21 protein-coding genes are annotated in these 24735 nt (G+C 71.5%); 12 read left to right on the top strand and 9 right to left on the bottom strand.

Features of this window, described 5'->3' with window-relative positions:
- Positions 1-168 carry a hypothetical protein gene (locus FLX08_RS40875; RefSeq protein ID WP_167530608.1) on the bottom strand — a complete coding sequence of 56 codons (168 nt, stop codon included), beginning with the start codon at positions 166-168 and terminating at the stop codon, positions 1-3.
- Positions 169-288: 120 nt separating this feature from the next.
- Between FLX08_RS40875 and FLX08_RS28610 the strand changes: the two genes are divergently transcribed.
- Both FLX08_RS28610 and FLX08_RS28605 read left to right on the top strand, forming a co-directional pair.
- Entirely contained in the window at positions 289-1602 is a 1314-nt protein-coding gene (locus FLX08_RS28610) for an FAD-dependent oxidoreductase (RefSeq protein ID WP_142623262.1), read from the top strand.
- Complete coding sequence (locus FLX08_RS28605) at positions 1547-2905, top strand: class II 3-deoxy-7-phosphoheptulonate synthase (protein ID WP_244312957.1); 1359 nt, start codon at positions 1547-1549, stop codon at positions 2903-2905. The genes FLX08_RS28610 and FLX08_RS28605 overlap by 56 nt, the downstream gene beginning before the upstream one ends.
- Positions 2906-3047: 142 nt before the next feature.
- On the opposite strand, the gene FLX08_RS28600 is transcribed toward FLX08_RS28605, so the two are convergent.
- The gene (locus FLX08_RS28600; RefSeq protein ID WP_142623260.1) at positions 3048-3413 is read right to left on the bottom strand and encodes a thioredoxin family protein; all 366 of its coding nucleotides are present in this window, start codon (positions 3411-3413) and stop codon (positions 3048-3050) included.
- Between the two features lie 122 nt (positions 3414-3535).
- Between FLX08_RS28600 and ctaD the strand changes: the two genes are divergently transcribed.
- Positions 3536-5221, top strand: coding sequence for an aa3-type cytochrome oxidase subunit I (gene ctaD / locus FLX08_RS28595; RefSeq protein WP_142623258.1), 1686 nt, complete (start codon positions 3536-3538; stop codon positions 5219-5221).
- 49 nt (positions 5222-5270) lie between these two features.
- Here ctaD and FLX08_RS28590 read toward each other — a convergent pair whose 3' ends face one another.
- The 3 genes from FLX08_RS28590 to FLX08_RS28580 all read right to left on the bottom strand — a co-directional run bounded on the left by FLX08_RS28590 (position 5271) and on the right by FLX08_RS28580 (position 9319).
- Positions 5271-7724: an ExeM/NucH family extracellular endonuclease gene (locus FLX08_RS28590; protein ID WP_142623256.1), complete on the bottom strand. Its 2454-nt coding sequence runs from the start codon at positions 7722-7724 to the stop codon at positions 5271-5273.
- Between the two features lie 165 nt (positions 7725-7889).
- Entirely contained in the window at positions 7890-8759 is an 870-nt protein-coding gene (locus FLX08_RS28585; protein WP_142623254.1) for a universal stress protein, read from the bottom strand.
- Between the two features lie 89 nt (positions 8760-8848).
- The gene (locus tag FLX08_RS28580; protein ID WP_142623252.1) at positions 8849-9319 is read right to left on the bottom strand and encodes a universal stress protein; all 471 of its coding nucleotides are present in this window, start codon (positions 9317-9319) and stop codon (positions 8849-8851) included.
- 401 nt (positions 9320-9720) lie between these two features.
- Between FLX08_RS28580 and FLX08_RS28575 the strand changes: the two genes are divergently transcribed.
- Positions 9721-10437: a permease prefix domain 1-containing protein gene (locus FLX08_RS28575; RefSeq protein WP_142623250.1), complete on the top strand. Its 717-nt coding sequence runs from the start codon at positions 9721-9723 to the stop codon at positions 10435-10437.
- Here the strand turns inward: FLX08_RS28575 and FLX08_RS28570 are convergent.
- Positions 10397-10720 carry a helix-turn-helix transcriptional regulator gene (locus FLX08_RS28570; RefSeq protein WP_142623248.1) on the bottom strand — a complete coding sequence of 108 codons (324 nt, stop codon included), beginning with the start codon at positions 10718-10720 and terminating at the stop codon, positions 10397-10399. The genes FLX08_RS28575 and FLX08_RS28570 overlap by 41 nt on opposite strands.
- Before the next feature lie 83 nt (positions 10721-10803).
- Here FLX08_RS28570 and FLX08_RS28565 point away from each other — a divergent pair, with 83 nt between their 5' ends.
- From FLX08_RS28565 to FLX08_RS28535, 8 genes are all read left to right on the top strand, one after another.
- Positions 10804-11991, top strand: coding sequence for a cytochrome ubiquinol oxidase subunit I (locus FLX08_RS28565; RefSeq protein ID WP_142623246.1), 1188 nt, complete (start codon positions 10804-10806; stop codon positions 11989-11991).
- A 14-nt stretch (positions 11992-12005) separates the two neighbouring features.
- Complete coding sequence (locus tag FLX08_RS28560; RefSeq protein ID WP_142623244.1) at positions 12006-12752, top strand: cytochrome d ubiquinol oxidase subunit II; 747 nt, start codon at positions 12006-12008, stop codon at positions 12750-12752.
- Positions 12753-12762: 10 nt separating this feature from the next.
- On the top strand, positions 12763-14505 hold the full coding sequence (gene cydD, locus FLX08_RS28555) for a thiol reductant ABC exporter subunit CydD (protein ID WP_142623242.1): 1743 nt from the start codon (positions 12763-12765) through the stop codon (positions 14503-14505).
- Positions 14502-16226: a thiol reductant ABC exporter subunit CydC gene (gene cydC / locus FLX08_RS28550; RefSeq protein WP_244312956.1), complete on the top strand. Its 1725-nt coding sequence runs from the start codon at positions 14502-14504 to the stop codon at positions 16224-16226. The genes cydD and cydC overlap by 4 nt, the downstream gene beginning before the upstream one ends.
- 165 nt (positions 16227-16391) lie before the next feature.
- Positions 16392-17684: an extracellular solute-binding protein gene (locus FLX08_RS41580; protein WP_208761715.1), complete on the top strand. Its 1293-nt coding sequence runs from the start codon at positions 16392-16394 to the stop codon at positions 17682-17684.
- A gap of 95 nt (positions 17685-17779) precedes the next feature.
- Entirely contained in the window at positions 17780-18679 is a 900-nt protein-coding gene (locus tag FLX08_RS41575) for a carbohydrate ABC transporter permease (protein WP_208761714.1), read from the top strand.
- Complete coding sequence (locus FLX08_RS41570) at positions 18676-19506, top strand: carbohydrate ABC transporter permease (protein ID WP_244312955.1); 831 nt, start codon at positions 18676-18678, stop codon at positions 19504-19506. Before FLX08_RS41575 ends, FLX08_RS41570 begins: the two co-directional genes overlap by 4 nt.
- A 59-nt stretch (positions 19507-19565) precedes the next feature.
- A complete protein-coding gene (locus FLX08_RS28535) occupies positions 19566-20417 on the top strand; it encodes a MurR/RpiR family transcriptional regulator (RefSeq protein ID WP_142623238.1) in 852 nt (283 codons plus the stop codon).
- 85 nt (positions 20418-20502) lie between these two features.
- On the opposite strand, the gene FLX08_RS28530 is transcribed toward FLX08_RS28535, so the two are convergent.
- The 3 genes from FLX08_RS28530 to FLX08_RS28520 all read right to left on the bottom strand — a co-directional run bounded on the left by FLX08_RS28530 (position 20503) and on the right by FLX08_RS28520 (position 24669).
- Positions 20503-21798 carry a S1C family serine protease gene (locus tag FLX08_RS28530; protein ID WP_142623236.1) on the bottom strand — a complete coding sequence of 432 codons (1296 nt, stop codon included), beginning with the start codon at positions 21796-21798 and terminating at the stop codon, positions 20503-20505.
- Between the two features lie 134 nt (positions 21799-21932).
- On the bottom strand, positions 21933-23468 hold the full coding sequence (locus FLX08_RS28525; protein ID WP_142623234.1) for an acyl-CoA synthetase: 1536 nt from the start codon (positions 23466-23468) through the stop codon (positions 21933-21935).
- 61 nt (positions 23469-23529) lie between these two features.
- Entirely contained in the window at positions 23530-24669 is a 1140-nt protein-coding gene (locus FLX08_RS28520; RefSeq protein WP_142623232.1) for a Fic family protein, read from the bottom strand.
- Positions 24670-24735 lie beyond the last annotated feature (66 nt).

Raw genomic sequence — 24735 nt, 5'->3', positions numbered from 1 at the left:
TCACGCCTCCAGCGTGAGGGACTGCGAGCCGCACCCGTTGCCGGTGTGCGGCTCGGAGTCGCCGGTCGCCGCGAGGGCCGCGGGCGCCCCCACGGTCAGCGAGGCCACGAGGGACAGGACCATCGCCCCGGCCGCGACGCGGGACAGGTGACTGACGCGAGCACTCACAGCGGACTCCATAAAGGCCGACTCCATTGATCACAAAATAGCGGTCCCGCACGCGCTCCGGTAGGCCCACATCTGGCGGCCCGGCCCTCCGCGTGAGACAATTTCAGCGGGTGATGAATTATGGAGACGACATGTGTGATCGCGGGCGGCGGGCCCGCGGGGGCCATGCTCGCACTGCTCCTGGCACGCGCGGGCGTCGATGTCACTCTGCTGGAGAAGCACGCGGACTTCCTGCGCGACTTCCGCGGTGACACCATCCACCCCTCGACCCTCCAGATCCTCGACGAGATCAGCCTGGGCGAGGCGTTCCACCGGCTGCCGCACCGCAAGGCGTACACGATGTCCATACGGACCGACGACGGCGAGGTGCCCATCGCCGACCTGCGGCACCTGCCGGGGAAGTACCGGTACATCGCTTTCGTGCCGCAGTGGGACTTCCTCGACCTCCTCACCCGCGAGGCGGCCGCCTATCCCAACTTCCACCTCCTCATGAACGCCAAGGTCGTCGACCTCGTACGGCACGACGGCGCGGTCCGCGGGGTGCGCTACCGCGACGAGCGGGGCGAGGAGCACGAGATCAGGGCCGTGCTCACGGTCGGCGCCGACGGCCGGCATTCCGACGTACGGCGGGCGGCCGGGCTGGCGCCGAAGCGGTTCGGCGCCCCGATGGACGTCGTCTGGTTCCGGCTGCCGCGGGCGGAGGGCGATCCCGAGCAGCCGTTCCTGCGGGCGTCCGCCGGACGTCTCATGGTCGCCATCAACAGGGAGACCTACTGGCAGCTCGCCTACATCATCCCCAAGGGCGGCTTCACCGCCCTGGAGGCGAAGGGCATCGGCGAGCTGCGCCGCGAGGTGGGACGGCTGCTGCCCTTCCTCGGCGGCAGAACCGGCGACCTGCACGGCTTCGACGAGACCGGCATGCTGAGCGTCGAGGTGAACCGGCTCACCCGCTGGCACCTGCCCGGGCTGCTGCTGATCGGCGACGCGGCCCACGCGATGTCGCCGGTCTTCGGCGTCGGGATCAACCTCGCCGTGGCCGACGCCGTCGCGGCGGCCGGCATCGTCGGGCCGGCCCTGCTGCGCGGCCGGGCCCCCTCCGCGGTGCTCGCCAAGGTCGAGCGCCGCAGGAAGGTCCCCACGATCATCGTGCAGACCGCGCAGCGGGTGGTGCAGGACCGGCTCATCCGGCCGGCGCTCGCCGGCCCCGTGGCGCGGATCCCCGCCCTCACCCGCGTGCCGGTGGTGCGCTCGCTGGTGGCGCGGTTCATCGGGCTCGGCGTCCTGCCCGAGCACGTACGTCTTCCGCTGCGAGAAAAAGATCTCAGCAAATGGACAGGACGGGGCCCGCACGGGACCGGGTGCAATAACCTTGGTTCCCGTGAGCGCAACGAACCTCGACCCCGTGAGCGGCCCTGTCCTGGACGCCTGGCGTGACCTTCCCGCGGCCCAGCAGCCGGACTGGCCGGACCGCGGTGAGCTGGACAAGGTCGTAGCGGAGCTGGCGTCCCTGCCCCCGCTCGTGTTCGCCGGCGAGTGCGACCAGCTCAAGGAGAGCATGGCCGCCGTGGCGCGCGGGGAGGCGTTCGTCCTGCAGGGCGGCGACTGCGCCGAGACCTTCGCGGGCGCGACGGCCGAGAACGTGCGCAACAAGCTCAAGACCCTGCTGCAGATGGCGATCGTGCTGACCTACGCCGGCCGCGTGCCGGTCGTCAAGATCGGCAGGCTCGCGGGGCAGTTCGCCAAGCCGCGTTCCAAGCCCACGGAGATCCGCGACGGCGTGGAGCTGCCGGCCTACCGGGGCGACATGGTCAACGGCTTCGACTTCACCGCCGAGGCCCGCCGTCCCGACCCCAACCGGCTGCTGCGCGCCTACCACTCCTCCGCCGTCACGCTGAACCTCGCGCGGGCCTTCACCAAGGGCGGCTACGCCGACCTGCGTCAGGTCCACGCGTGGAACCAGGACTTCGTCGCGGAGTCCCCGGCGGGGCGGCGCTACGAGCAGCTCGCGCGGGAGATCGACCAGGCGCTCTCGTTCATGCGGGCCTGCGGGGCCGACCCGGAGGAGTTCCACACCGTGGAGTTCTACTCCTCCCACGAGGCCCTGATCCTCGACTACGACCGGGCGCTCACCCGGATCGACTCGCGCACGGGGCTGCCGTACGACGTGTCGGCGCACATGGTGTGGATCGGCGAGCGCACCCGGCAGCTCGACGGGGCGCACGTCGAGTTCTTCAGCCGCATCCGCAACCCGATCGGCGTGAAGCTCGGCCCGACGACCACTCCCGAAGAGGCCATCGCGCTGATCGACAAGCTCAACCCGGACAACGAGCCCGGGCGGCTCACCTTCATCACCCGGATGGGCGCGGGCAAGGTCCGCGACGCGCTGCCGACGCTGGTGGAGAAGGTCAACGCGAGCGGCGCGACCGTGGCGTGGGTGTGCGACCCGATGCACGGCAACACCTTCGAGGCGCCGAGCGGGCACAAGACCCGCCGCCTCGACGACGTGCTCGACGAGGTCGCGGGCTTCTTCGAGGTGCATCACGCGCTCGGCACCCACCCCGGCGGCATCCACATCGAGTTCACGGGGGACGACGTCACCGAGTGCGTGGGCGGCGGGCACGCGATCGTGGAGGAGGACCTGGCGCTGCGCTACGAGACCGCCTGCGACCCCCGCCTCAACCGCGGCCAGTCGCTCGACCTCGCCTTCCGCGTCGCGGAGCTCTACCGGTCGAGCTGACCGCCGCACCTGCCAGCCAGAACCACCGAGCTGGATCCAGAACCACCGGGCCCGAACCCGGGACCGCTGAATCCGCCGTCGCCCTCCGATCACTCGGACGGGGTGACGGCGGTTTCCGTTTCCGGGGGCGCGGCCCGCGGCCTCAGGAGTTCTTGGCCTCCGCCTCGATCTGGGCGCGGATGGCGTCCATGTCGAGCGCGCGCAGCTGCCTGATCAGGTCCTCGAGCGCGGGCGCGGGAAGGGCGCCCGGCTGGGCGAACACCACGATGCCGTCGCGGATCGCCATGATCGTGGGAATCGCGGTGATCTCGAAGCCCTCCGACAGGCCCGGCTGCGCCTCGGTGTCGATCTTGCCGAAGGTGATGTCCGCGTGCTCCTCGGACGCCTTTTCGAAGATCGGCGCGAACGACCGGCAGGGGCCGCACCAGGACGCCCAGAAATCGAGCAGTACGATGCCATTGTCGGCGATGTCGTTGAAGTTCTTCTCAGTTACCTCGATGGTCGCCACTGGCGACTCCTTTCGCTCGGTCTTCAGCGGGCATAACCAGCCGGTCGATCCCAGCATTCCATTTCGTGATGAGCCTCGTGTGATTGGGCAGCAGACCTCCTTGACGTAGAAGGAGCACGCCGATGACGACTCACGCCGTACGGCCGAGCGACCTGACGGGCCAGAAGGGCCCCGGCGCCCTGCTCGTCTCGTGGCTGTCGAGCACGGACCACAAGGTGATCGGCAACCTCTACATGATCACCGCGTTCTTCTTCTTCCTGGTCGGCGGCCTGGAAGCCATGGTCATCCGCGCGGAGCTCTTCGATCCGGGCATGCAGTTCGTCACGCTGCAGCAGTACAACATGCTGTTCACGCTGCACGGCAGCGTCATGCTGCTGCTGTTCGCGACGCCGTTGTTCGCCGGATTCGCCAACGCGGTCATGCCCCTGCAGATCGGCGCGCCCGACGTGGCCTTCCCCCGGCTCAACATGGTCAGCTACTGGCTGTTCCTGTTCGGCGGCCTGATGGTGCTGGCGTCGTCGCTCACGGGCGGCGCGCCGACGTTCGGCTGGACGGCCTACACGCCGCTGTCGTCCGCGGTGTACACCCCGCAGCTCGGCGGGGACCTGTGGATCATGGGCCTGGCGCTGTCGGGCCTCGGGACGATCCTCGGCTCGGTCAACTTCATCACGACGGTCATGTGCATGCGCGCCCCGGGCATGACGATGTTCCGGATGCCGATCTTCACGTGGAACGTGTTCTTCACCTCGATCCTCGTGCTGCTGGCCTTCCCGGTGCTCGCCGCCGCGCTGCTGGCGCTGGAGATCGACCGCAAGCTCGGCTCGCACATCTACGACCCGGCGAGCGGCGGTCCGCTGATGTGGCAGCACCTGTTCTGGTTCTTCGGCCATCCGGAGGTCTACATCATCGCGCTGCCGTTCTTCGGCATCGTCACCGAGGTCATCCCGGTCTTCAGCCGCAAGCCGCTGTTCGGGTACGTCGGGATGGTCGGCGCGACGATCGCGATCACCGCGCTGTCGGTCACCGTGTGGGCGCACCACATGTTCGCCACCGGCCGGGTGCTGCTGCCGTTCTTCTCGCTGATGACGTTCCTGATCGCCGTGCCCACCGGGGTGAAGTTCTTCAACTGGACGGGCACGATGTGGCGGGGCCATCTCACCTTCGAGACGCCCATGCTGTGGTCGGTGGGGTTCCTCGTGACGTTCCTGCTCGGCGGGCTGACCGGGGTGATCCTGGCGTCGCCGCCGCTGGACTTCCACATCCACGACACCTACTTCGTCGTCGCCCACTTCCACTACGTGGTGTTCGGCACGGTGGTGTTCGCCATGTTCTCCGGCTTCTACTTCTGGTGGCCGAAGCTGACGGGGAAGATGCTGAACGAGCCGCTCGGGAAGATCCACTTCTGGATGCTGTTCATCGGGTTCCACACGACGTTCCTCATCCAGCACTGGCTCGGCGCGCAGGGCATGCCGCGCCGCTACGGCGACTACGCGGCCAGCGACGGATTCACGTGGATGCACCAGGTGTCGAGCCTCGGGGCGTTCCTGCTCGGGCTGTCCACCCTGCCGTTCCTCTACAACGTCTGGTGGACCGCACGGCACGGCGAGAAGGTGACGGTGGCCGACCCGTGGGGGCATGGCAACTCGCTGGAGTGGGTGACGTCCTGCCCGCCGCCGCGCCACAACTTCCTGTGGATGCCGCCGATCCGCTCCGAGCGGCCCGCCTTCGACCTGCGCTATCCGCGTCTCGGCGGCAAGCCGGGCGAGCCGCCGGAGACCAAGCGGGACGTCGTCGATCCCAACGCCTGACGAGTCGAAAGGGGCCCCGGGCGACGGGGGCCCCTTCGCGTGCCGGTCGTCAGTGCTTGCCGCCGGGCAGGTTCAGCCCGATCAGCAGCGGGTCATGGTCGGAGGAGCGGAACGCGTCCGGCCGGTAGAGGCTCGGCGGGTTGAACTCCAGGTTGTAGTCGAGGATGCGCGACTCGTCGGAGTTCACGTGCCAGATCGTCGCCCCGGTCACCCGCTTGGTCAGCTGCTTGCCGGCCATGGCGTGGTCGAGCTCGCCCGACAGCCCGCCGAACAGGTAGCTGTAGCGCTGGGCCGCGGGGACGAACTGCTTGGACAGGCTGGTCAGGCCGCCCTTCTCCAGCGTGTGGATCGGGTCCTCCTCGCCGTACGCGTTGAGGTCGCCGATCACCAGCGGGTTCGGCAGGTCCATCGAGTCGATGAGGCCGAGCACGGTCTTGGCCTGCCGTACGCGCTCGGCGTTGTAGCAGCCCTGGCCGTCGCCCTGGTCGGTGTCGCCGCTGGGCGCCTCCGCGTCACAGCCCTTGGACTTGAAGTGGTTGACGAGCAGCGTGAACGGCTGGCCGCCGCCCACCCGGCGGAAGGTCTGGATCAGCGGCGGCCGCCGGAAGACGGGGTCGGCCGAGGACCGCGTCGCCCCGACGGGGGTCAGCCTCGCCGGCTTGTAGATCGCGGCGACGTGGATCGCGTCGGTGCCCGGGTAGGGGTGGGTCAGGGCGGCGTACGTGCCCGCGCCCACCTCGGCGTTGAGCGCGGCGACCAGCGCGTTGACGGCGGTCTGGCCGTTGTTCTCGACCTCCATCAGCCCGACGACGTCGGCGTTGAGGCCCTTGAGCGTGGCGACGATCTTCTTGAGCTGCCGCTGCTGCTCCTCGGCCGTGTTGGCGCCGCGCGAGCCGAGCGTCGTGAACCAGTTGAGCGTGTTGAGGCTCGCGACGCGGACGTTCCCGCCGACCGGCACGGGCGCGGGCATGCGGGGGTTGGTCCGCTGGAAGGTGATCTGCTTGGTCGGCTCCAGCCGGTAGGCCCCGAAGCCGTAGCCGAGCACGCCGGTGATCCCCTTCGCGGTGTCGCCCAGCCGGACGACCTCCGGCGTCGTGTAGGGGATCGTCGCCGGGTTCTCGGTGTTCGAGCCGTCGTCGACGAGCAGCGTCCTGCGGGCGTCCAGCGCGGTGTCCACTCCCGTGCGGTCGGTCGGCTGGAACAGCCTGCCGCCGGCGGCGACCGTCACCTCGCCGTACCGGCCGAGGTTGTAGTGGTCGGTCACGGTCAGCGGCTCGGGGAAGGTCACGAGCACGTTCTCGTACGGCTCGAAGGTGGCGCCGCCGGCCCGCGGCAGGTCGTAGGCCCTCGGCTCGATCGTGCCGGTGCCGCAGACGTCCACCGCCGTGACCGGGGACAGCTCGGTGAGCCCGTTGAACTCGGTGACCCGGCCGGTGACGAGCACCCGGTCGCCCACCTTGACGTCCTTCAGGGTGTCCCGGGCGAACGCGAACAGGCCGTCGGAGGTGGCCGGGTCGGCGTCGGGCGTCGGGTCCTGGAAGTAGAAGCCGCTCTGCTGGCCGGTCGTCTGGAAGTCGCCGGTCACGATTCCCTCGACCCGGACGGTCTGTCCGGTGAGCGGGGAGGCGTCGCCGCTGCCCTGGACCTCGGCGATCTGCCGGTTCGCGGGAACGTCGCACGGATCGCCGGTGGGCGTGGGCGACGGGGAGGACGACGGCGAGGGCGAGGCGGAGGGGCTGGTGGAGGGGGTCGCGGACGGCGACGGGGAGACGCCGCCGCACGGGGCGGGCGGCGTCGCCGTGTTGCGCGGTGCGGGCGTGCCCGCGGTGAAGTCCGCGGCGTTGTCGTCGGTGTCCGCGCAGCCGCCGCCGGCGCGGACGGCTGCGGTGGAGTTGCTCAGGCCGGGGGCCGCCGCCGAGCCCTCGAAGTAGTTGGCCGTGCCATACCCGACGAGGTCGGCGATCTGCGCGGCCTGTTCCGGGGTGCAGGGCGAGGAGCCGCCGTTGCAGGCGAGGCCGGTGGTCGAGCGGACCAGCGCGACCTTGCCGGCCGTGGCGCTCAGGCTCAGCGTGCCGACGGTGTCGGCGGCCGGCAGGGCGCCGCTCGGCGTCGAACCGGCGGAGAGCTGCACCAGGTGATACCGGCCGGGGGCGAGCGAGCCCGAGAGGTTCTGCTTCTGGGAGCCGAACTGGCCGGTCCCGGCGGCACTCGTGTACTGGAGGGACCAGCCGTCCAGCGAGATCTCGGCCGTGCCGCGGTTGAACAGCTCGACGTAGTCGTTGGTGTAGGGGGCGCCGGAGTTGCCGCCGCCACCGTACACCTGACTGATCACCACGGCGCCCGGCTCGGCCGAGGCGGGCGCCGTCGACGCGACCGTGACGCCGGCGGTCAGGAGGCCGGCGGCCGCGAGCGCGGCGGCCGCGCGAGCGGCGCGTCCGACGCCGCGTCTCGAGTCACGGCCACCGGGGTGGTCATCGGGGCAGGCCCGGGATAGAGCACGCATGCCCCGGACTTTAGGGGGAGATCACCCCGACACCAGGACCAAAGAGTGTCTTTATCACAAACTTGTATGAATTTGCCGATTACCAGACGTCGCAACCGTAGGGCTGCTGCCCTTGCGCGGCACGATTCGGGATGGATCGGTCCTACCCCCGAGATCGGCGGCGCTTCAGCAGTGGACGACGGCGACCGGGCAGGTGACCGCGTCGATCAGCGGCCGGGTGACCGACCCGAGCCTGCCGAGCACCCCCCGGGCGCGGGTCGCGCCGACGACCAGCATGGTCGCGCCGGGCGAGGCGCCGGCCAGCACGTCGAGCACGGGCCCCGCGACCGGCCGGAGCAGCGTGCGCACGTCGGGATATCGGGCGCGCCAGGGCTTCACTGCGGCCTCCAGAGCCTCGACGGCCTCCCTGCCGGGGACGTCGGACATCACCATCGGCGCCATGCCGGCGCTCCAGGCGGCGGCCGGGTAGCGCCACGCGTGCACCGCGATCAGCTCCAGCCCGCGCAGGGCGGCCTCGTGGTAGGCGAAGGCGAGGACGTGGTCGTCGCCGCCGCCGACGCCCACGACGATGGGGCCGGGGTGCCTGCGATGCGGCAGCGGCCCCCGGCCGCGGACCACGATCACCGGGCACAGGGCGTGCGACGCGACGTGTCCCGCGACCGACCCCATCACGCGGCGGGCCGCGCCGCTCAGGCCGCGCGACCCCACGACGACGAGGTCGGCCGTCTCCGACAGCGCGACGAGCCGGTCGGAGGCCGGCCCCTCGAACAGGTCCTCCCGCACGCGGACCCCGCTCGTGCACTGCCGGGCACACTCCGCGCCGTGCCACAGCACGTGCTCGGCCGCGTGCTGCAGCGACCTGCGCGCCTCCTCGTCGTCCGTGCCGTACGGCGACTGCCAGGCGTGGCAGACGGTGATGGCCGAGCCGCGGAACTCGGCCTCGTCCATCGCCCAGTCGAGCGCCTGCATGGCGAAGTCGGAGCCGTCATACCCGACGACGATGCCCGGGCCGCTGACCGGGCTGCTGGGGTCCATACGCTCAGAGTCCGCCCAGGCCGTGCGCTCCGGCAGGGCGGAAAGTCCCGAGACCGGGAGGACGTCCGGCCCCCGGGGTCAGACCAGGGTCAGGACCGGCTCCCGGCGAGCACTCCGGGACGGCGGTCGTGCTCCATGCCCGGCAGCACGACGACGACCGGGCACCTGGCCCGCAGCAGGCAGGCGGAGACGACCGGGTTGAGCACCGGATAGGGCTCCGACTCGGCCTCGTGCGCGCCCAGCACCAGCAGGTCGGCGCCCTCGGTCGCGCGGAGCAGGACCTGGGCGGGCGGCCCCTCGATCACGACCGGCTCGACGTCACGCTCGCCGAGCTCGGCGACGGCCTGGGCGGCGACGTCGAGGGCGTTCCTGTGCTCGTCCTCCCGGGAGGTGCGGCTCGCGATCGGCGCGTAGTGGGCGTGCAGCCCGCCCATCCACTCCCAGGCGTACACCGCTTCGACCCGCGCGCCGCGCAGCGAACCCTCGGCGGCGGCCCACCGCAGTGCGGCCTGCGACGCCATCGATCCGTTGATGCCCACCACGATCTTCGGCTGGTTCACGTTCCGCCTCGCTCTCCGCTCTCAGTCTCGCCGACCAGGGTTAACAGGGTGTTGCCGCGGCGAAACGGTCAGAAGACACCGCCCATGAGCATCCCTGTACCCAGAAAACCCCCGTGTCCCTCGCGCCGCAAAAGGGACAGGGCCATGTTTTTGGGGGCGGGGTTCACCTGAGAACAGGGTATCTGCGAACCGGAGCGGTGCAGCTCACCCCTTTGCCCGTCCGGAGGCCTTCGCCGGCCGTCTCGTTGCCCGTCCCGCCTGCTCAAGCAAAGCGCCCGCCGCCCCCGCGACGGCAGTGCCGTACGGCTCGGACCGGGTGGGACCTTAGGCCCGGGTCAGGGATGACCCTGATGCGGGCGGCACGTCCCCACCGTACGCTTGCGGCAGACCGGGGAGGGACGATGAGGAACGCGGGGCCGATCGACGAGTACGTCGCGTCGATGCGTCACACGCTGCGGGGCCCGGGCGGAGCCAAGCGCGACCTGCTGGCGGAGGCGCGCGACAGCCTGCTCGACGCGGCCGAGGCGTACGAGGGCGAGGGCCTCCCCCGGGCCGAGGCGGAACGGCTGGCGGTGGCCGACTTCGGCACCGTGGCCGAGATCGCGCCGGGTTTCCAGGGGGAGCTGGCGGTGAGCCAGGGCAGGCGGACGGCCGTGCTGCTGTTCCTCAGCGTGCCGCTGACCGCGTTCCTGTGGGCGGTGATCTGGCGGATCTTCCCCGAGAGCCCGCGGATCGAGCAGATCAAGCCGGTGTGGTTCGGGCCGCTCGCCAGAACGGTGGACGCGTTCCAGCTCGGTGTGGGCGTGGTGGGCGGTCTCGCGCTGCTCGCGCTCGGGCGCGGATCGCGGCGCATCCGCGAGCCCGAGCGGCTCACCCGGTGGCTCGGGGTGTTCGTCTGGATCCAGACGCCGCTGATCGGGGTGATGGGCATCACGCTGGCGGTGGCCTCGCAGGGCCCGGTGGGTTTCACCGGCTACCTGCCCGGGCTGGGCGTGACCATGGTCAGCTACGTGTGCGCGATCGCCCAGTTGTACAACGCCGCGCGCTGCCTGCGCTGCTCCCGGGCGATCTCCGCGCTCAGCGCAGCGGGTCGAGAACCCTCCCTATCGCGGTCGTGAACGACCGCCAGGCCGACCGCTCCCCCGCCAGCGCCGTACGTCCGGCGTCCGTGAGGCGATAGGTCCGCCGTTTGCGGCCTCCGTCGGAGGCCCACTCGCCGGCGAGCAGCCCGGCGCGCTCCAGCCTGCGCAGCGCGGGGTAGACCGTGCCCGTCGGCACGTCGAGCGCACCGCCGCTGCGCTCGCGCAGCGCCTCGATGATCGCGTAGCCGTGGAGCGGCTCACGCTCCAGCACGGAGAGCAGCAGGGCGTCCATATGCCCCCGGAGCGCGTCGGCGTTCACGGCCGCAGCCTATCCCGGTTAGTCATGCGTCGAGTCTACATGTAGGCTGCCTACATGTAGACAGTCTACGCATGGAGAAATCAATGGACGTCGTCGATCTCGCCCGGGCGCAGTTCGCGGTCACGGGAAGCCTCCATTTCCTGTTCGTCGTGCTCACGCTGGGACTGGCCCCGCTGGTGGCGATCATGCACACCCGCTATGCCATCGGCGGGAACCCCCTGCACGAGCGGATGACCCGCTTCTGGGGGCAGATCTACGTGATCAACTACGCGCTCGGCGTCGTGACCGGGCTCGTGATGGAGTTCCAGTTCGGGCTGAGCTGGAGCGGGCTCTCCCACTACGCGGGCGACGTGTTCGGCGCGCCGCTGGCCATGGAGACGTTGCTGGCCTTCTTCCTGGAGTCCACGTTCCTGGGCTTGTGGATCTTCGGCTGGCACCGGCTGCCGCGCCGGCTCCACGTGGCCTGCATCTGGCTGGTCACGCTGACGGCGTACGCCTCGGCGCTGTTCATCATGGTCGCCAACTCCTTCCTGCAGAACCCGGCGGGCGCGCAGGAGGTCGGCGGACGTCTCGTGCTGCGCGACTTCGGCGCCCTGTTCACCAACCCGGCCCTCGTCTTCGCGCTCCCCCACGTGCTGAGCGCCGGCCTGTGGACCGGCGGGTTCGTCGTCATGGGCGCCAGCGCCTACCACCTGTTCCGGCGCACCCCCGAGCGCGAGTTCTTCACCCGGTCGCTGCGCATCGGCGTGCTGACCGCCTTCGCCGGGTCGCTGTTCACCGTCGGCTTCGGGTACGCCCAGTTCGGGCCGGTCGGCTCCGTCCAGCCGGACAAGTTCCACGGGGCGGTCCCCGGCATCTCGCTCGAACTGATGATCCTGATCGGGCAGCTCGGCCAGTTCGGGGTGATGTTCGTGCTGACGCCGCTGCTCATCCGCGACGTGCTGGCCCGCTCGCGCTGGATGCACCCGCTCCTCATGCTCGTGACCCCGCTGCCGTTCGTCGCCGCGATCGCCGGCTGGATCGTCCGCGAGGTCGGCCGCCAGCCCTGGCTCGTGTACGGCAGGCTCTCCGTGGCCGACGCCCTTACCCCCGGACTGACCCGAGCGGACATCACCGCCTCCTTCGCGGGATTCGCCGGTGTGCTCGGACTGCTCGCCCTCGTCGACTACGTCCTCATCGCCCGTGCCGTACGGCGCGGCCCGGGACGGGTCATGCTCGGCGCCGCGGACGTTCCCGTCACCGCGGAGCCCGTCCCCGCCCGCTCGCTGTAGAGGACACGCTCCCCATGGACATCTTCTGGTTCCTGACGTTCACCGTCCTGCTGGCCGGCTACTTCGCCCTGGAGGGCTTCGACATCGGGCTCGGCGTGCTGCTGCCCGTGCTGGGCCGCACTCCCGCCGGCCGCGACCGCCTCGTCGGCGCGATGGCCCCGTTCGTGCTCGCCAACGAGGTGTGGCTGGTCGCGCTCGCCGGTGCGCTGTTCGGCGCGTTCCCGGTGCTGGAGGGACAGGCGCTCAGCCGCATGTATCCCCTCGTCGTCGCCCTGCTGCTGGCCTGGATCGTGCGCGACGCGGGGCTGTGGTTCCGCCGCAGGGCCGACGGCGCCGCCTGGCGGCTGGTGTGGGACGGCGCGCTGTGGGCGGGCTCGGCGGGGCTGGCGCTCGCCTGGGGCGCGATCCTGATGGCCGTCGTGCGCGGCCTGCCCGCCTCGCCCCTCGACGTGCCCGCCGTGGCGGCAGGCCTGGCGCTGCTCGCGCTGCTCGCCTGGCACGGCCGCGCCTTCGCGGCCTGGCGCCTCCAGGAGGGCGCGCGCGGAAGCGGGCGGGCACTGCTGCTGTCGGCCTGCGCCGCCGCCGCGCCCGCCGTGCTGGTCATGGCGGCCGCCGCCGGCCACATGCTCGGCAACGCCGCCCCGGATCGGACACTGAGTGTGCTCAGTGTCATGGTGGTGCCGATCGCCCCGATCCTCGTGGGCGCGCAAGTATGGGTGTGGCGCACCTTCTCCAGGGGTGCGCTGCCGACGTTCTTCTGATTGGGGACCGTTGCACAAGGACCTCCTCCGGCTGGCCCGCGCGGAGCGCGGTGTCCGCGTCCATCTCGCCTGCTGCCTGGCGGCGGCGGTGCTGGCCGGGCTGCTCGTGCTCGTGCAGGCGGAGCTGCTGGCCGGGGTGCTGTCGGGCCGGTTCGCGGTCGCCGCGCTGCTCCCCCTGGCGCTCGTCGTCGCCTGCCGCGGGCTGCTCGGATGGGCGCAGGGAGTGCTCGCGGGCCGCGCGGCCACCGCGCTGAAGTCGGCCCTGCGGCGGCTGCTCCTCGGCCGGGTGGAGGGTCTCGGCCCGGCGTACCGGTCGGGCGAGCTGGTGACGCTCGCGGGCCGGGGGCTCGACGCGCTCGACCCCTATCTGACCGGCTATCTGCCGTCGGTCGCCGTGGCCGGGATCGTGCCGCTCGCGGTCGTGGTGCGGCTCTTCGTGGCCGACCTGGCCACGGCCGTGATCGTGGTGCTCACGCTGCCGCTGATCCCGGTCTTCGGGGCGCTGGTCGGGTGGACCACCAAGACCGTGACGGAACGGCAGTGGCGCGCGCTGGCCCGCCTCGGCGGCCACTTCCTCGACGTCGTGCGCGGCCTGCCCACGCTGCGGGCGTTCGGCCGGGCCCGCTACCAGGCGTCGGTGATCCGCGAGGTGGCCGAGGCGCACCGCGCGGCGACCATGCGCACGCTGCGGGTGGCGTTCCTGTCGTCGCTGGTGCTCGAACTCGTGGCGTCGCTGTCGCTGGCACTGGTGGCCGTGCCCGTGGGGCTGCGGCTGCTGTCGGGCTCGCTCGACCTGCGTACGGCGCTGCTCGTGCTGCTGCTGGCCCCGGAGGCCTACCTGCCGCTGCGCGCGATGGGCACACGCTTCCACGCCGCCATGGAGGGCGTGGCCGCCGCCGACGAGGCGTTCGCGGTGATCGATCCTCCGCGCGAGGCGGTCGCCGAACCCCCGCAGCAGGCGGTCGCCGAACCTCCTCGGGAGGCCGGGCGGACGGCGGCACCGGCCGGAGCGACCCGGATCGCGCGGCGTGCCACCCCGGACGGCGGGCCGCCGGAGATCCGGCTGGAGGACGTCACCGTACGCTACCCGGGCCGCGAGGAGACCGCGCTCGACCGCGTGTCGCTGGTCATCCGGCCGGGTGAGCGGGTGGCGATCGCCGGCCCGAGCGGCGCGGGCAAGAGCACGCTGCTGCACCTGCTGCTCGGGTTCGTGACCCCCTCGGAGGGGCGGGTGCTGGCGGACGGCACCGATCTGGCCGATCTCGACCTGGACGAGTGGCGGCGGCGGCTCGCCTTCGTGCCGCAGCGTCCGCACCTGTTCGCGACCTCGGTGGCCGACAACATCGCGCTCGGCTCGGCCGCCGGTCCCGATGAGATCAGGGCCGCCGCCGAGGCGGCGCAGGTGGCCGAGTTCGCAGGTGCCCTGCCGCAGGGGTACGACACCCCGCTCGGCGAGCGCGGCGCGAACCTGTCGGCGGGCCAGCGTCAGCGGGTCGCCCTGGCCCGGGCCTTCTGCCGCCCCGCCGCCCAGGTGCTGCTGCTCGACGAGCCCACGGCGCGGCTCGACGGCAGGAGCGAGGCGGCGGTCGTGGCGGCCACGCGCAGGCTGGCCGAGGGCCGCACGGCGATCATCGTCGCGCACCGCCCGGCGATGATCGACCTGGCCGACCGGGTCGTCCGCCTCGATGGCGGGGTCCTCGTCCATCCGGTCCCGGCACCCTCGATCTCCACACAGGGCGGGGAGGCCCGATGAGCCGCGCGGAGACGACCACGGCTGTCTCCCCGTGGTCGGTGGTCGCCGGCATGGGCAGGCGGCTCGTGCTCGCCGCGCTCGCCGGCGCCGCGGCCGACCTCGCGGGGGTCGCGCTCATCGCGTCGGCCGCCTGGCTGATCACCCGGGCCGCCGAGCAGCCGCCCCTGGCGGCGCTCTCGGTCGCGATCGTGGCCGTGCGGGCGTTCGCGACCACCCGGGGCGTGTTCCGCTACGGCGAGCGCCTGGCCGGGCACGACGTCGCGTTGCGCGCCCAGGCGTCCACCCGAGAGCGTCTCTACCGGGCGCTGATCCCGGCCGGGCCGCTGCCGCAGCGCGGGGCCGACCTGCTCAGCCGGATGGTGGACGACACCGACGCCGTGCAGGACCTGCTCGTCCGCTGCCTGCTGCCGGCCGCCGCCGCGCTGATCACCGGCGTCGCCGCCGTCGTCATCGTGGGCTTCCTGCTGCCCGCCGCCGCGTTCGCGCTCGCCGCCGGTCTGCTCGTCGCCGGGGTGCTGCTGCCGGCGGGCACCGCGGCCGCGGCGCGGCGCTGGTCGGCCCGGATCGCCCCGGCCCGCGCCGACCTGGCCGCCCGGGTGGCCGACCTGGTCCACGGTGCGGCCGACCTCGCGGCGTACGGCGCGCGCGACCGGGCGCTGTCGGCGGCGATGGACGCCGACGGGCGGCTGTCCCGGCTGGAGCGGAGGCAGGCCCGGATCAACGCCGCCGCGCTGGGCCTCGGCATGCTGACGCAGGGGCTGACCGTCGTCGCCGTGGTCCTGACGGCGCAGGCCGCCGGTCTCGACCGCGTCGCGACCGCCGTGGCCGCCCTGACCTCGCTGGTCGCCTTCGAGCCCGCGCTGCCGCTGGCGGCGGCCGGCGAGCGGTTCGCCGGCGTGGTCGCGGCGCTGCGCAGGCTCAGGGAGACCGCCGCCACTCCCCCGGCCGTGCGCGAGCCGGCGGACCCGGCGCCCGCGCCCGAATCGCCGCTGACGGTCGAGGTCGACGACCTCGTGGTGCGCCACGGCGGGCGCGAGCCCGCGCTGAACGGCGTGAGCCTGACGCTGACGCCGGGCCGCCGGGTCGCCGTGGTCGGCCCGAGCGGCGCGGGCAAGAGCACCCTGCTGTCGGCGCTGATGCGGACGGTGGAGATCGAGTCGGGCACGATCCGGCTCAACGGGACGGACGTGCGGCGCCTGTCCTCCGACGACGTCCGGGCGCTCGTCACGGGCCTCACCCAGGACCCGTACGTCTTCCAGGCCACGGTGGGGGACAACCTGCGGCTGGCCGGGCCGGAGGCGTCCGCCGAGGACGTCGGGGCGGCCGTGCGGCGGGCCCGCCTGGACACTTGGGCCGAGCGCACCGGCTGGGACACGGTGCTCGGCGAGGACGGCCGCACCGTCTCCGGCGGCCAGCTCCAGCGGCTCGCGCTGGCCCGGGCCCTGCTGTACGACCCGCCGGTACTGCTGCTGGACGAGCCGGCCGAGGCCCTGGACGAGGAGACGGCCGACCTGCTGATGGCCGACCTGCTCGACGCCACCCGGGGCCGCACCACGCTGCTGGTCACCCACCGCCTGCGCGGCCTGGAACAGGTCGACGAGATCGTCGTGCTGGAGGGCGGCAGGGTCACCCAGCGCGGCACGCACGCCGACCTCGTCGCCGTGCCCGGTTACTACCGGGATCTGTGGGAGTCCGAGGCCCTCACCCGCCACCGCGGCTGACCCCCCCCGCACCACCGCTTCGGGTGAACCTTCCGTGAAGAAGGCATTGCGGATCATGTCAGATGTAAGTAATTTTCAGACAATGCGATGGCCTTGCAGGGCATTTACCTACACGCGTGGCATGCATGGCGCTCGCCGGACTGGCTACGAGCCGAAGGGGATCTCATGAAGAGAGGGTGGATCGCGGGAGCGATCGGAGTGCTCACGGTGGCGCTGGCGGCCTGCGCGCCCGGAGGCGGCGCGTCCGGCCAGGGCGGCGAGGCCGGCGGTGACAAGGTCACGCTGAGCCTGTGGTCGTGGCGGGTGGAGGACGTCAAGGCGTACGACAAGATCCTCGCCAAGTTCGAGGAGTCGCACCCGAAGATCGACGTCGAGTTCAAGCCGTTCCAGGCCACCGAATACAACAACATCCTGGCCACCGGCCTGTCCGGCACCGCCGGGCCCGACGTCGCCCAGCTCCGGGCGTACGGCGGGCTCCAGCCGCTGGTCGAGGCGGGCCAGCTCGTGCCGCTCGACGGCAAGGTGGAGGCACTGTCGGGCTTCGACGCCAAGCTGCTCGAAGGCGCCAAGGGCCACAAGGACGGCAAGATCTACGGCGTGCCGTTCGCCTACCAGACGCTCCAGGTCTTCTACAACAAGAAGCTGTTCGGCGACAACGGCATCCAGCCGCCCGCCACCTGGGACGAGATGATCAAGGCGGCCGACACGCTGAAGGCCGCCGGGATCACGCCGTTCGCGGTCGCGGCCGGGCCCGACGCGACCTGGACGCTGCCGATCGTCCACGAGATCTTCGGCAACGCCCGCTATGGCAGCACCGCGTTCCGCGACGCGCTGCTGAGCGGCGGCAAGAAGTTCACCGACCCCGACTTCACGGCGTCGATCAAGCTGCTCAAGGACCTGGAGCCCTACTTCCCCAAGGACGTGGCGGCCGTCAAGATCCCCGACGTCCAGGCGTTGTTCGCCACCGGCAAGGCCGCGATGTATCCCACGGGCAGCTTCGACCTGGCGCCCGTGCTCGCGGCCGACCCGAGCCTGGAGATCGGCGCCTTCCAGGTGCCGCCGCCGCCCGGCTCCCCGGTGACCACGCCCGTCACGCCGGGCTGGGCCGACGGCTCGTTCGGCGTCAACGCCAAGTCGGCCCACCAGGCCGAGGCGCTCGAACTGGTCAAGTGGATGGCGACGCCGGAGTTCGGGCAGCTCTACGCGAGCGAGCTCAAGCAGCTTTCCGCGGTTCCCGGGGTCACGCCGTCGGACCCGCTGCTGGCCGAGATGGCGAAGAACTACGCCGCCAACGGCGCGCCGTACACGCTGCTCGTCGACTTCCGGTATGGCCAGCCGAACGGCGACGCGGTCTTCCGGGACGAGGTGCAGAAGATGCTGGTCGGCCAGACCGATCCCAAGGCGGTCGCCGAGAGCGTGCAGAAGGGCGTCGAGCAGTGGTTCAAGCCGGGGAACTGAGCACGCCCCGACGCTCCGCAGGGCGCTCCCCCGGGCGCTTTTCCGGGCGGTTCTCCCGTCCTCGCGCGGCACGCACCGGCTCCGGCCGCCGGTACGTGCCGCGCTGGCGGGTGCTGGCCGTCTTCCTGCTGCCCGCGTTCCTGCTCTACTCGGTCTTCATCGTCTATCCGCTGGTCACCGCGCTCGAATACAGCTTCTTCGAGTGGCGCGGGATCCGGCAGACGGGGTTCGCGGGGCTCGCCAACTATCGGGACCTGTTCACCATCTACCCCTACGACCAGCAGCTGTGGCGGGCGTTCGGGCACAACGCGCTGTTCTTCGCCGGGACCATGCTGATCCAGAACACGGTCGGGCTGCTGTTCGCCCTCCTGCTGTTCCGCCACGGCCGCGGCAAGCGGTTCCTGCAGGCCGCGTTCACCACGCCCTACCTGGTCGACCCGCTGGTCGTCGGCTACCTGTGGAGCCTGCTGCTCAACCCGACGTTCGGCCCGGTCAACTCGCTGCTGGAGGCGGCCGGGCTGGACTCGTGGGCGCTGCCCTGGCTGGGCGACACCCGTACGGCATTGCCGGTCGTCATCGTCGTCAACGCCTGGCAGTGGGTGGGCTTCCCCATGCTGCTGTTCTCCGCCGCGCTCGCCGGGATCCCGGCCGAGTATCACGAGGCGGCACGGGTCGACGGCGCGTCGGCCTGGCAGGCGTTCCGCCGGGTGACGCTGCCGCTGCTCACCCCGGCGATCGGCGTGGTGAGCGTGCTGACGTTCATCGGCAACTTCAACGCCTTCGGGCTGGTCTACGCGATGGCCGGGTCGACCGGGTCTCCGGCGGGCTCGACCGACGTGCTCGGCCTGCTGTTCTACCGGGTCGCGTTCGTGGAGGGCGGCACGGAGGCGATCGGGCGGTCGTCCGCGCTGGCCGTGCTGATGTTCGTGTTCATCTTCGGAGTGTCGATGCTGGCCGGCTCCTACTTCCGCCGCCGTGAACGGAGACTGCTGTGACGGCCCGGGGCCGGGCTCCAGGGCGCGTCGCGGTCCACCTGCTGCTGTGGGGCTACGCGGTCGTCGCGCTGCTGCCGCTGGTCGTCATGCTGCTCAACTCGCTGCGGCCCACGAGCGAGATCTTCACGACGCCGCTCGGGCTGCCGGCCTCGCCCACGCTGGACAGCTACGCCCGGGTGTGGACGGAGGCGTCGTTCAGCACCTACCTGCTGAACTCGCTGGCCGTCACCTGCGGCGCGGTGCTGCTCGGCACGGCCGTCTCCGCGCTCGCGGCCTATCCGCTGGCCCGCTACGACTTCGCCGGCAACCGGGTGCTCGGGGCGTACTTCCTGGCGGGGCTGATGCTGCCGATCCGGCTGGGCCTGGTGCCGATCTTCTACCTCATGGACTCCATGGGCCTGATCGACTCGCTGCTCGGGCTGACGCTGCTGTACGCCGCGTCCGGGGTGCCGTTCTGCATGTTCGTGCTGTCGGCGTTCTACCGTTCCCTGCCCGGCGAGCTGGACGAGGCGGCCCGGATCGACGGGGCGGGCGAGTTCCGGATCTTCGGGCAGATCATGCTGCCGTTGGTGCGGCCCGCGCTGGCGTCGGTGATGCTGTTCCAGTTCGTGCCGCTGTGGCATGAGTTCCTCTACCCGCTGGTGCTGCTGCGCTCCGACGAGAAGTTCACGATCCCGCGCGGGTTGTCGCAGTTCTTCGGCGAGTACACGACCGACTGGTCGGCGCTGTTCGCCGGGCTGGTCCTCGCCACGGCGCCGCTGTTCGTGCTGTTCGTCCTGGCGACCAGGCAGATCATCGCCGGGCTGACCGCCGGCATGAGCAAGTGAGGCAGGGCGGAGTGCGCTCCGGTGGTGACCATTCCGGTGACTATTCGAGCGGTATTCTCGTGCGGCTGCGCGGTGCCATCCGATCGCTGCGGCCCGCGGAGCAACGGGTCGCCCGCGCGGTGCTGGCCGACCCGCAGAGCGTCGCGGACCGGCCGATCGGGGCGCTCGCCCGCGAGTGCGGCACCTCGGAGGCAACCGTGCTGCGCTTCTGCCGGGCCATCGGGCTGCGCGGCTACCCCGAGCTGCGGATCGCGCTCGCCCGCGAGGCGACGCTGGAGGCCGAGCGCGCCGGGAGCGCCCGCCCGCTCGACGGCGACATCAGCGCCGACGATCCGCTGCGTGAGATCGTCGCCAAGATCGGCTACAGCGACTCCCGGGCGGTCGCGGAGACGGCCGGGCATCTCGACATCGCCGCTCTGGAGCGCGCGGTCGACGCGATCGCCGGGGCCCGCCGCGTGGATCTCTACGGCGCCGGGGCGAGCGGCTTCGTCGCGGCCGACCTGCACCAGAAGCTGCACCGGATCGGCCTGATGGCGTTCGCCTGGCAGGACTTCCACAGCGCGCTCACCTCGGCCGCGCTGCTTCGCGGGGGCGACGTCGCGATCGGCATCTCGCACACCGGCACCACCGTCGACGTCCTGGACGCGCTGCGGCTGGCCGCCGACCGGCGGGCGACCACGATCGCGATCACGAACTTCGACCCCTCGCCGATCACGGAGCTCGCCGACATCGTGCTGACGACCGCGGCGCGCGAGACCCCGTTCCGCTTCGGCGCGACGGGCAGCAGGATCGCCCAGCTCACCGTCGTCGACTGCCTGTCGGTCGGGGTGGCCGCCCGGCGCACGTACGACGAGACGCTCACCGCGCTGGAGGACACCTTCCGCGCGATCAGCGGCCGCCGGCGCGTGTAGGGGCTCTTCCCCGGAAAACTGCCCCGGAAAAGCCGATCGCCGGCGGGCCGTCCCCCCAGAGGCCCGCCGGCGATGATCGTGGGCGTCAGCCCGCGGACTGCTCCGCGAGCGCGGTGGTGATGGTGTTCTCCTTGCCGCCGCGGGTGAAGGTGATGGTCACCTTGTCGCCGGGGCGGGAGCTGCGGATGGTGCCGACCAGCGCCTCGGCGCTGTCCACCACCTTGTCGTTGATCTTCGTGATCAGGTCGCCCTCCTGGAGGCCGGCCTTCTGCGCCGGGCTGCCGGCCGTGATCGAGCTGACCACCGCGCCGGACGCCCCGCCGACCGCGTCGGCCACGCTCACCCCGAGGAAGGCGTGGGTCGCCTTGCCCGTCTTGATGAGCTGGTCGGAGACGAGCTTCGCGGTGTTGATGGGGATCGCGAAGCCCACGCCGATGTTGCCGGAGCTGGAGCCCGAGGTGGCGATCGCGGTGTTGATGCCGACGACCTGCCCGCTGGTGTTGACCAGCGCGCCACCGGAGTTGCCCGGGTTGATCGCGGCGTCGGTCTGGATCATGCCGCCGATCGTGTTGCCCTGGCTCTGCGGCTGCTGCTGCCCCATCCCCCAGGGGAACTGCGGCTGCTGCTCTTCCGGCGCCTCGGTCAGCGTGCGGTCGAGGGCGCTCACGATGCCGGAGGTGACCGACCCCTCCAGGCCCAGCGGGCTGCCGATCGCGAGGACCCCGTCGCCGACCTGGAGCTTGTCGCTGTCGCCGAGCGAGGCGGGGGTCAGGCCCGACACGCCCTGCGCCTGGATGACGGCGAGGTCCGTGGTGGGATCGGTGCCCTTGATGACGGCGTCGGCGGTCTTGCCGTCGCTGAACTTCACGGTGACCGTGCCGCCGCCCCCGCCGCCGATGCTCACCACGTGGTTGTTGGTCAGGATCAGGCCGTCGGCCGACAGGATCACGCCGGACCCCTCGCCGCCCGCGGTGGCGGTCTTCACCTCGATCGACACCACCGACGGCATGATCGCCTTGGCCACCGCGGCGATCGTGTTGCTGGAGGAGTTGGACACCCCCTTGACCACCGGGCTCGCGATCACCGTCTGCCCGCCGTTCACGCTGTTGGCGACGAGGGCCCCGGTGACCCCGCCGCCCAGCGCCACGGCCACGAGGGCGAGACCCGCGCCCGCCTTCTGGCGCGCGCTCAGCGTGCCCTTCCGCGCCGGAGGCGACGGAAACTGCGCCGTGTCAAAAGGTCCGCTCCCATAGGCGCCGTACGACTGGTACGCCCCGGTGTACTGCCCGTGCTGCGGCGGAGTGCTTCCGAACTGGCTCCAGCCGTGACCGGGGATTATCTGGGTGTTCTCGTCGCCGGGAACGTGCTCAGGTGAGCTCATCGCCATCCCCCTCAATGGATTCGCCGGTGATCCCGGCTCTCCGCCGGTACAGGTAATACGATGGCGCATCGGCGATAAGGTCTCGTTAAGCGATCAGTGGCGGGGATCCCCGAGCGCCCTACGCGTACTTTATGTCAGCTCGTCCGGGGCCAGTACGCATCTCTGAGCAGGCGCTTGTACAGCTTGCCGGTGGGGTGGCGGGGCAGCTCGTCCCGGAAGTCGACCGACTTCGGGCACTTGTAGTGGGCCAGGCGTTCCCGGCAGTAGGCGATCAGCTCGGCCTCCAGGGCGGGACCGGCGTCGGCCGGGTCCGCCGGCTGCACGACCGCCTTGACCTGTTCGCCCATCTCGGAGTCCGGCACCCCGAAGACGGCCACGTCGGCCACCTTGGGATGCATCGCCAGCACGTTCTCGGCCTCCTGTGGGTAGATGTTCACCCCGCCGGAGATGATCATGTAGGAGCGCCGGTCGGTGAGGTAGAGGAAGCCGTCCTCGTCCAGGTAGCCGATGTCCCCCAGCGTGGTCCAGCCGCGGCCCCTGGGATCCTGCACCGACGCGGTCTTCGCGGGGTCGCCGTGATACTCGAACCGGGGGCCGTCGGAGAAGTAGACCGTGCCGTGCTCACCGGGCGGCAGCTCGTCGCCCTCCTCGTCGCAGACGTGGGCGACCCCGAGCAGCGGCCGGCCCACCGTGCCCTTGTGGGTCAGCCAGTCCTCTGGGCTCGCGTACAGGAAGCAGTTGCCCTCCGTGCCCGCGTAGTACTCGTGGACGATCGGCCCCCACCACTCCATCATCCGCTCCTTGACCTCGACGGGGCAGGGCGCGGCGGCGTGGACGGCGCAGCGCAGCGACGACAGGTCGTAGCGCCCGCGCACCTCCTCGGGCAGCTTGAGCATCTTGACGAACATCGTGGGCACCCACTGCGCGTGGGTGACCCCGTGGCGCTCGACGAGCGCGAGCGCCTCTTCGGGATCGAACCTCTCCATCACCACGACGGTCGCGCCGAGACGCTGGAAGGACATGCTGTAGCGCAGCGGGGCGGCGTGGTAGAGCGGCGCGGGCGACAGGTACACGCTGTCGGCCGAGGGCGCGAACAGGCCCTGGATGAGCTGCACCAGGACCCCGGGGGCCTCCAGCGGCGCCCGGCTGAGCGGCGGCTTCACGCCCTTGGGACGTCCCGTGGTGCCCGACGAGTAGAGCATGTCGGCGCCCTGGCACTCGTCCTCGACCGGCGTGACGGGCTGCCCCGCCACCGCCTCCTCGTAGGAGGTGAAGCCCGGGACGACGCCGTCGGCCATGAGCCGCAGCTCGACCCCGGGGGTCGCCGCGGTGACGGCGCTCGCGACGCCGGCGAGCTTCGCCGAGGAGATGAAGACCCGCGCGCCGCAGTTGTCCACGATGTACGACAGCTCGTCGGCCTGAAGGCGGGAGCTGATCGCGGTGTAGTAGAGGCCCGAGCGGTGCGCGGCCCACGCGATCACGAGGAAGAGCGGATGGTTCTCCAGCATGAAGGCGATGTGGTCGCCGGGCTTCAGCCCCCAGGCCCGCAGCAGGTGGGCCAGGCGGTTGGATTCCTCGTCCAGCTCGCGAAAGGTGACCACGCGGCCGGAGCCCGCCATGATCACCGCAGGCTTGTCCGGCGTCACCGCCGCGATCGCCCCAGGGTGCATAACCGAACGTTACTCGGTTTGCCGCCGATGTGGTAGGAGTCACATCCCGATGCGGATGTGATCAGCCCTCCAGCGCCCGGTAGGGGTCGCGCAACGGTGCGGCCCGCTCGGCGAACGCCGCCTTGATCTCGGTCATCTTCGGCCCCGGCGCGTAGAAGCGGCCCTTCGTCTCGCCGTACGGCTGGAGCCACCCGGTGGCCGCGAGCTCGCGCAGGTCGCGGGCGGCCTGGCCCTGGCTCAGCCCCTCGTCGGCCTGGTACATGCCCCGGCGCAGCCGCCGGGAGACGAACACCTGGTAGAGCGCGGAGACCGTGCGCGGGTGGAGGCCCTGCGCCGCGGTCCGGTCCTCCAGTAGCATCCAGACCTCGCCCGCCTCGGCGAGCCGGCGCCCCACCCGCTGCGCCTGCATGTGGTGGCAGCGCAGCACGAACCGCACCCACGAGAGGGTGTCCCCGTGCGGGCTCCACCGGCGGCGTCCCACCTCACCGAGCACGTCGTAGTAGTCGTAGGTGGTGCGGCCCTCGCCCAGCCACTCCTCGATCGAGGCGAACTCCGGCGTGGTGATCTGGTCGCGGCCCAGCACGAGCGTCTGCAGCGCGCGCGACATGCGGCCGTTGCCGTCCCGCCACGGGTGGATCTTGACGAGGTTGAGGTGGGCCATGGCGGCGCGGACGTAGCTGGGCGCGCCGGAGTCGCCCTCGTTGAGCCAGTCGACCAGCTCCGCCAGCAGGCCGGGGACCTGCTCGTGGTCCGGGCCCTCGTAGACCACCTCGCCGGTGGCGGAGTTGCGGACATAGATCCCGCCGGGCCGCACGGTGCCCGGCGTCTTGTTCACGTGGTGGCCGATCATCATGAAGTTGAGCGCGTGCAGCAGGCCCGCGTCGTAGCGGAAGGCCGGCGCCCGCGAGAGGGCGCCGATGTAGGTGAGCGCCTGCCGATAGCCGGCGATCTCGCGCGCCACGGCCGCCGACGTCTCCAGGGGGTCCTCGCCGGACATGATCGACTCGATGTCCTCGACGCTGGCGTGGTAGCCCTCGATGGAGTTGGACCCCTGGATCGCCCGCGCCTGCAACTGCCGCCGCAGCAGGCCGTCCCAGCGGTGCGCCTCGGCCAGCCGGTATTTCAGGTCCCGCCGCATCTCCTCGATCTCGGCGAGCACCTTCTCGTCCGCGGCCTCCAGTGCCGGTGTGGCGTACAACATGCGGCCATGACAGCACGGACGAATCATCCAGTCAAACGACTGGATGATTCGTCCATGTATGCGTGC

This window comes from Microbispora hainanensis (assembly GCF_006874475.1).
Classification (GTDB): Bacteria; Actinomycetota; Actinomycetes; order Streptosporangiales; family Streptosporangiaceae; genus Microbispora; species Microbispora hainanensis.
This window is presented reverse-complemented; position numbering and strand designations above follow the sequence as displayed.

Coding starts and splice junctions, on each gene's coding strand:
- FLX08_RS28610 (WP_142623262.1), top strand. CDS start 289: ATGGAGACGACATGTGTGATCGCGGGCGGCGGGCCCGCGGGGGCCATG.
- ctaD (WP_142623258.1), top strand. CDS start 3,536: ATGACGACTCACGCCGTACGGCCGAGCGACCTGACGGGCCAGAAGGGC.
- FLX08_RS28590 (WP_142623256.1), bottom strand. CDS start 7,724: ATGCGTGCTCTATCCCGGGCCTGCCCCGATGACCACCCCGGTGGCCGT.
- FLX08_RS28585 (WP_142623254.1), bottom strand. CDS start 8,759: ATGGACCCCAGCAGCCCGGTCAGCGGCCCGGGCATCGTCGTCGGGTAT.
- FLX08_RS28575 (WP_142623250.1), top strand. CDS start 9,721: ATGAGGAACGCGGGGCCGATCGACGAGTACGTCGCGTCGATGCGTCAC.
- FLX08_RS28565 (WP_142623246.1), top strand. CDS start 10,804: ATGGACGTCGTCGATCTCGCCCGGGCGCAGTTCGCGGTCACGGGAAGC.
- FLX08_RS28560 (WP_142623244.1), top strand. CDS start 12,006: ATGGACATCTTCTGGTTCCTGACGTTCACCGTCCTGCTGGCCGGCTAC.
- cydC (WP_244312956.1), top strand. CDS start 14,502: ATGAGCCGCGCGGAGACGACCACGGCTGTCTCCCCGTGGTCGGTGGTC.
- FLX08_RS41580 (WP_208761715.1), top strand. CDS start 16,392: ATGAAGAGAGGGTGGATCGCGGGAGCGATCGGAGTGCTCACGGTGGCG.
- FLX08_RS28530 (WP_142623236.1), bottom strand. CDS start 21,798: ATGAGCTCACCTGAGCACGTTCCCGGCGACGAGAACACCCAGATAATC.
- FLX08_RS28525 (WP_142623234.1), bottom strand. CDS start 23,468: ATGCACCCTGGGGCGATCGCGGCGGTGACGCCGGACAAGCCTGCGGTG.
- FLX08_RS28520 (WP_142623232.1), bottom strand. CDS start 24,669: ATGTTGTACGCCACACCGGCACTGGAGGCCGCGGACGAGAAGGTGCTC.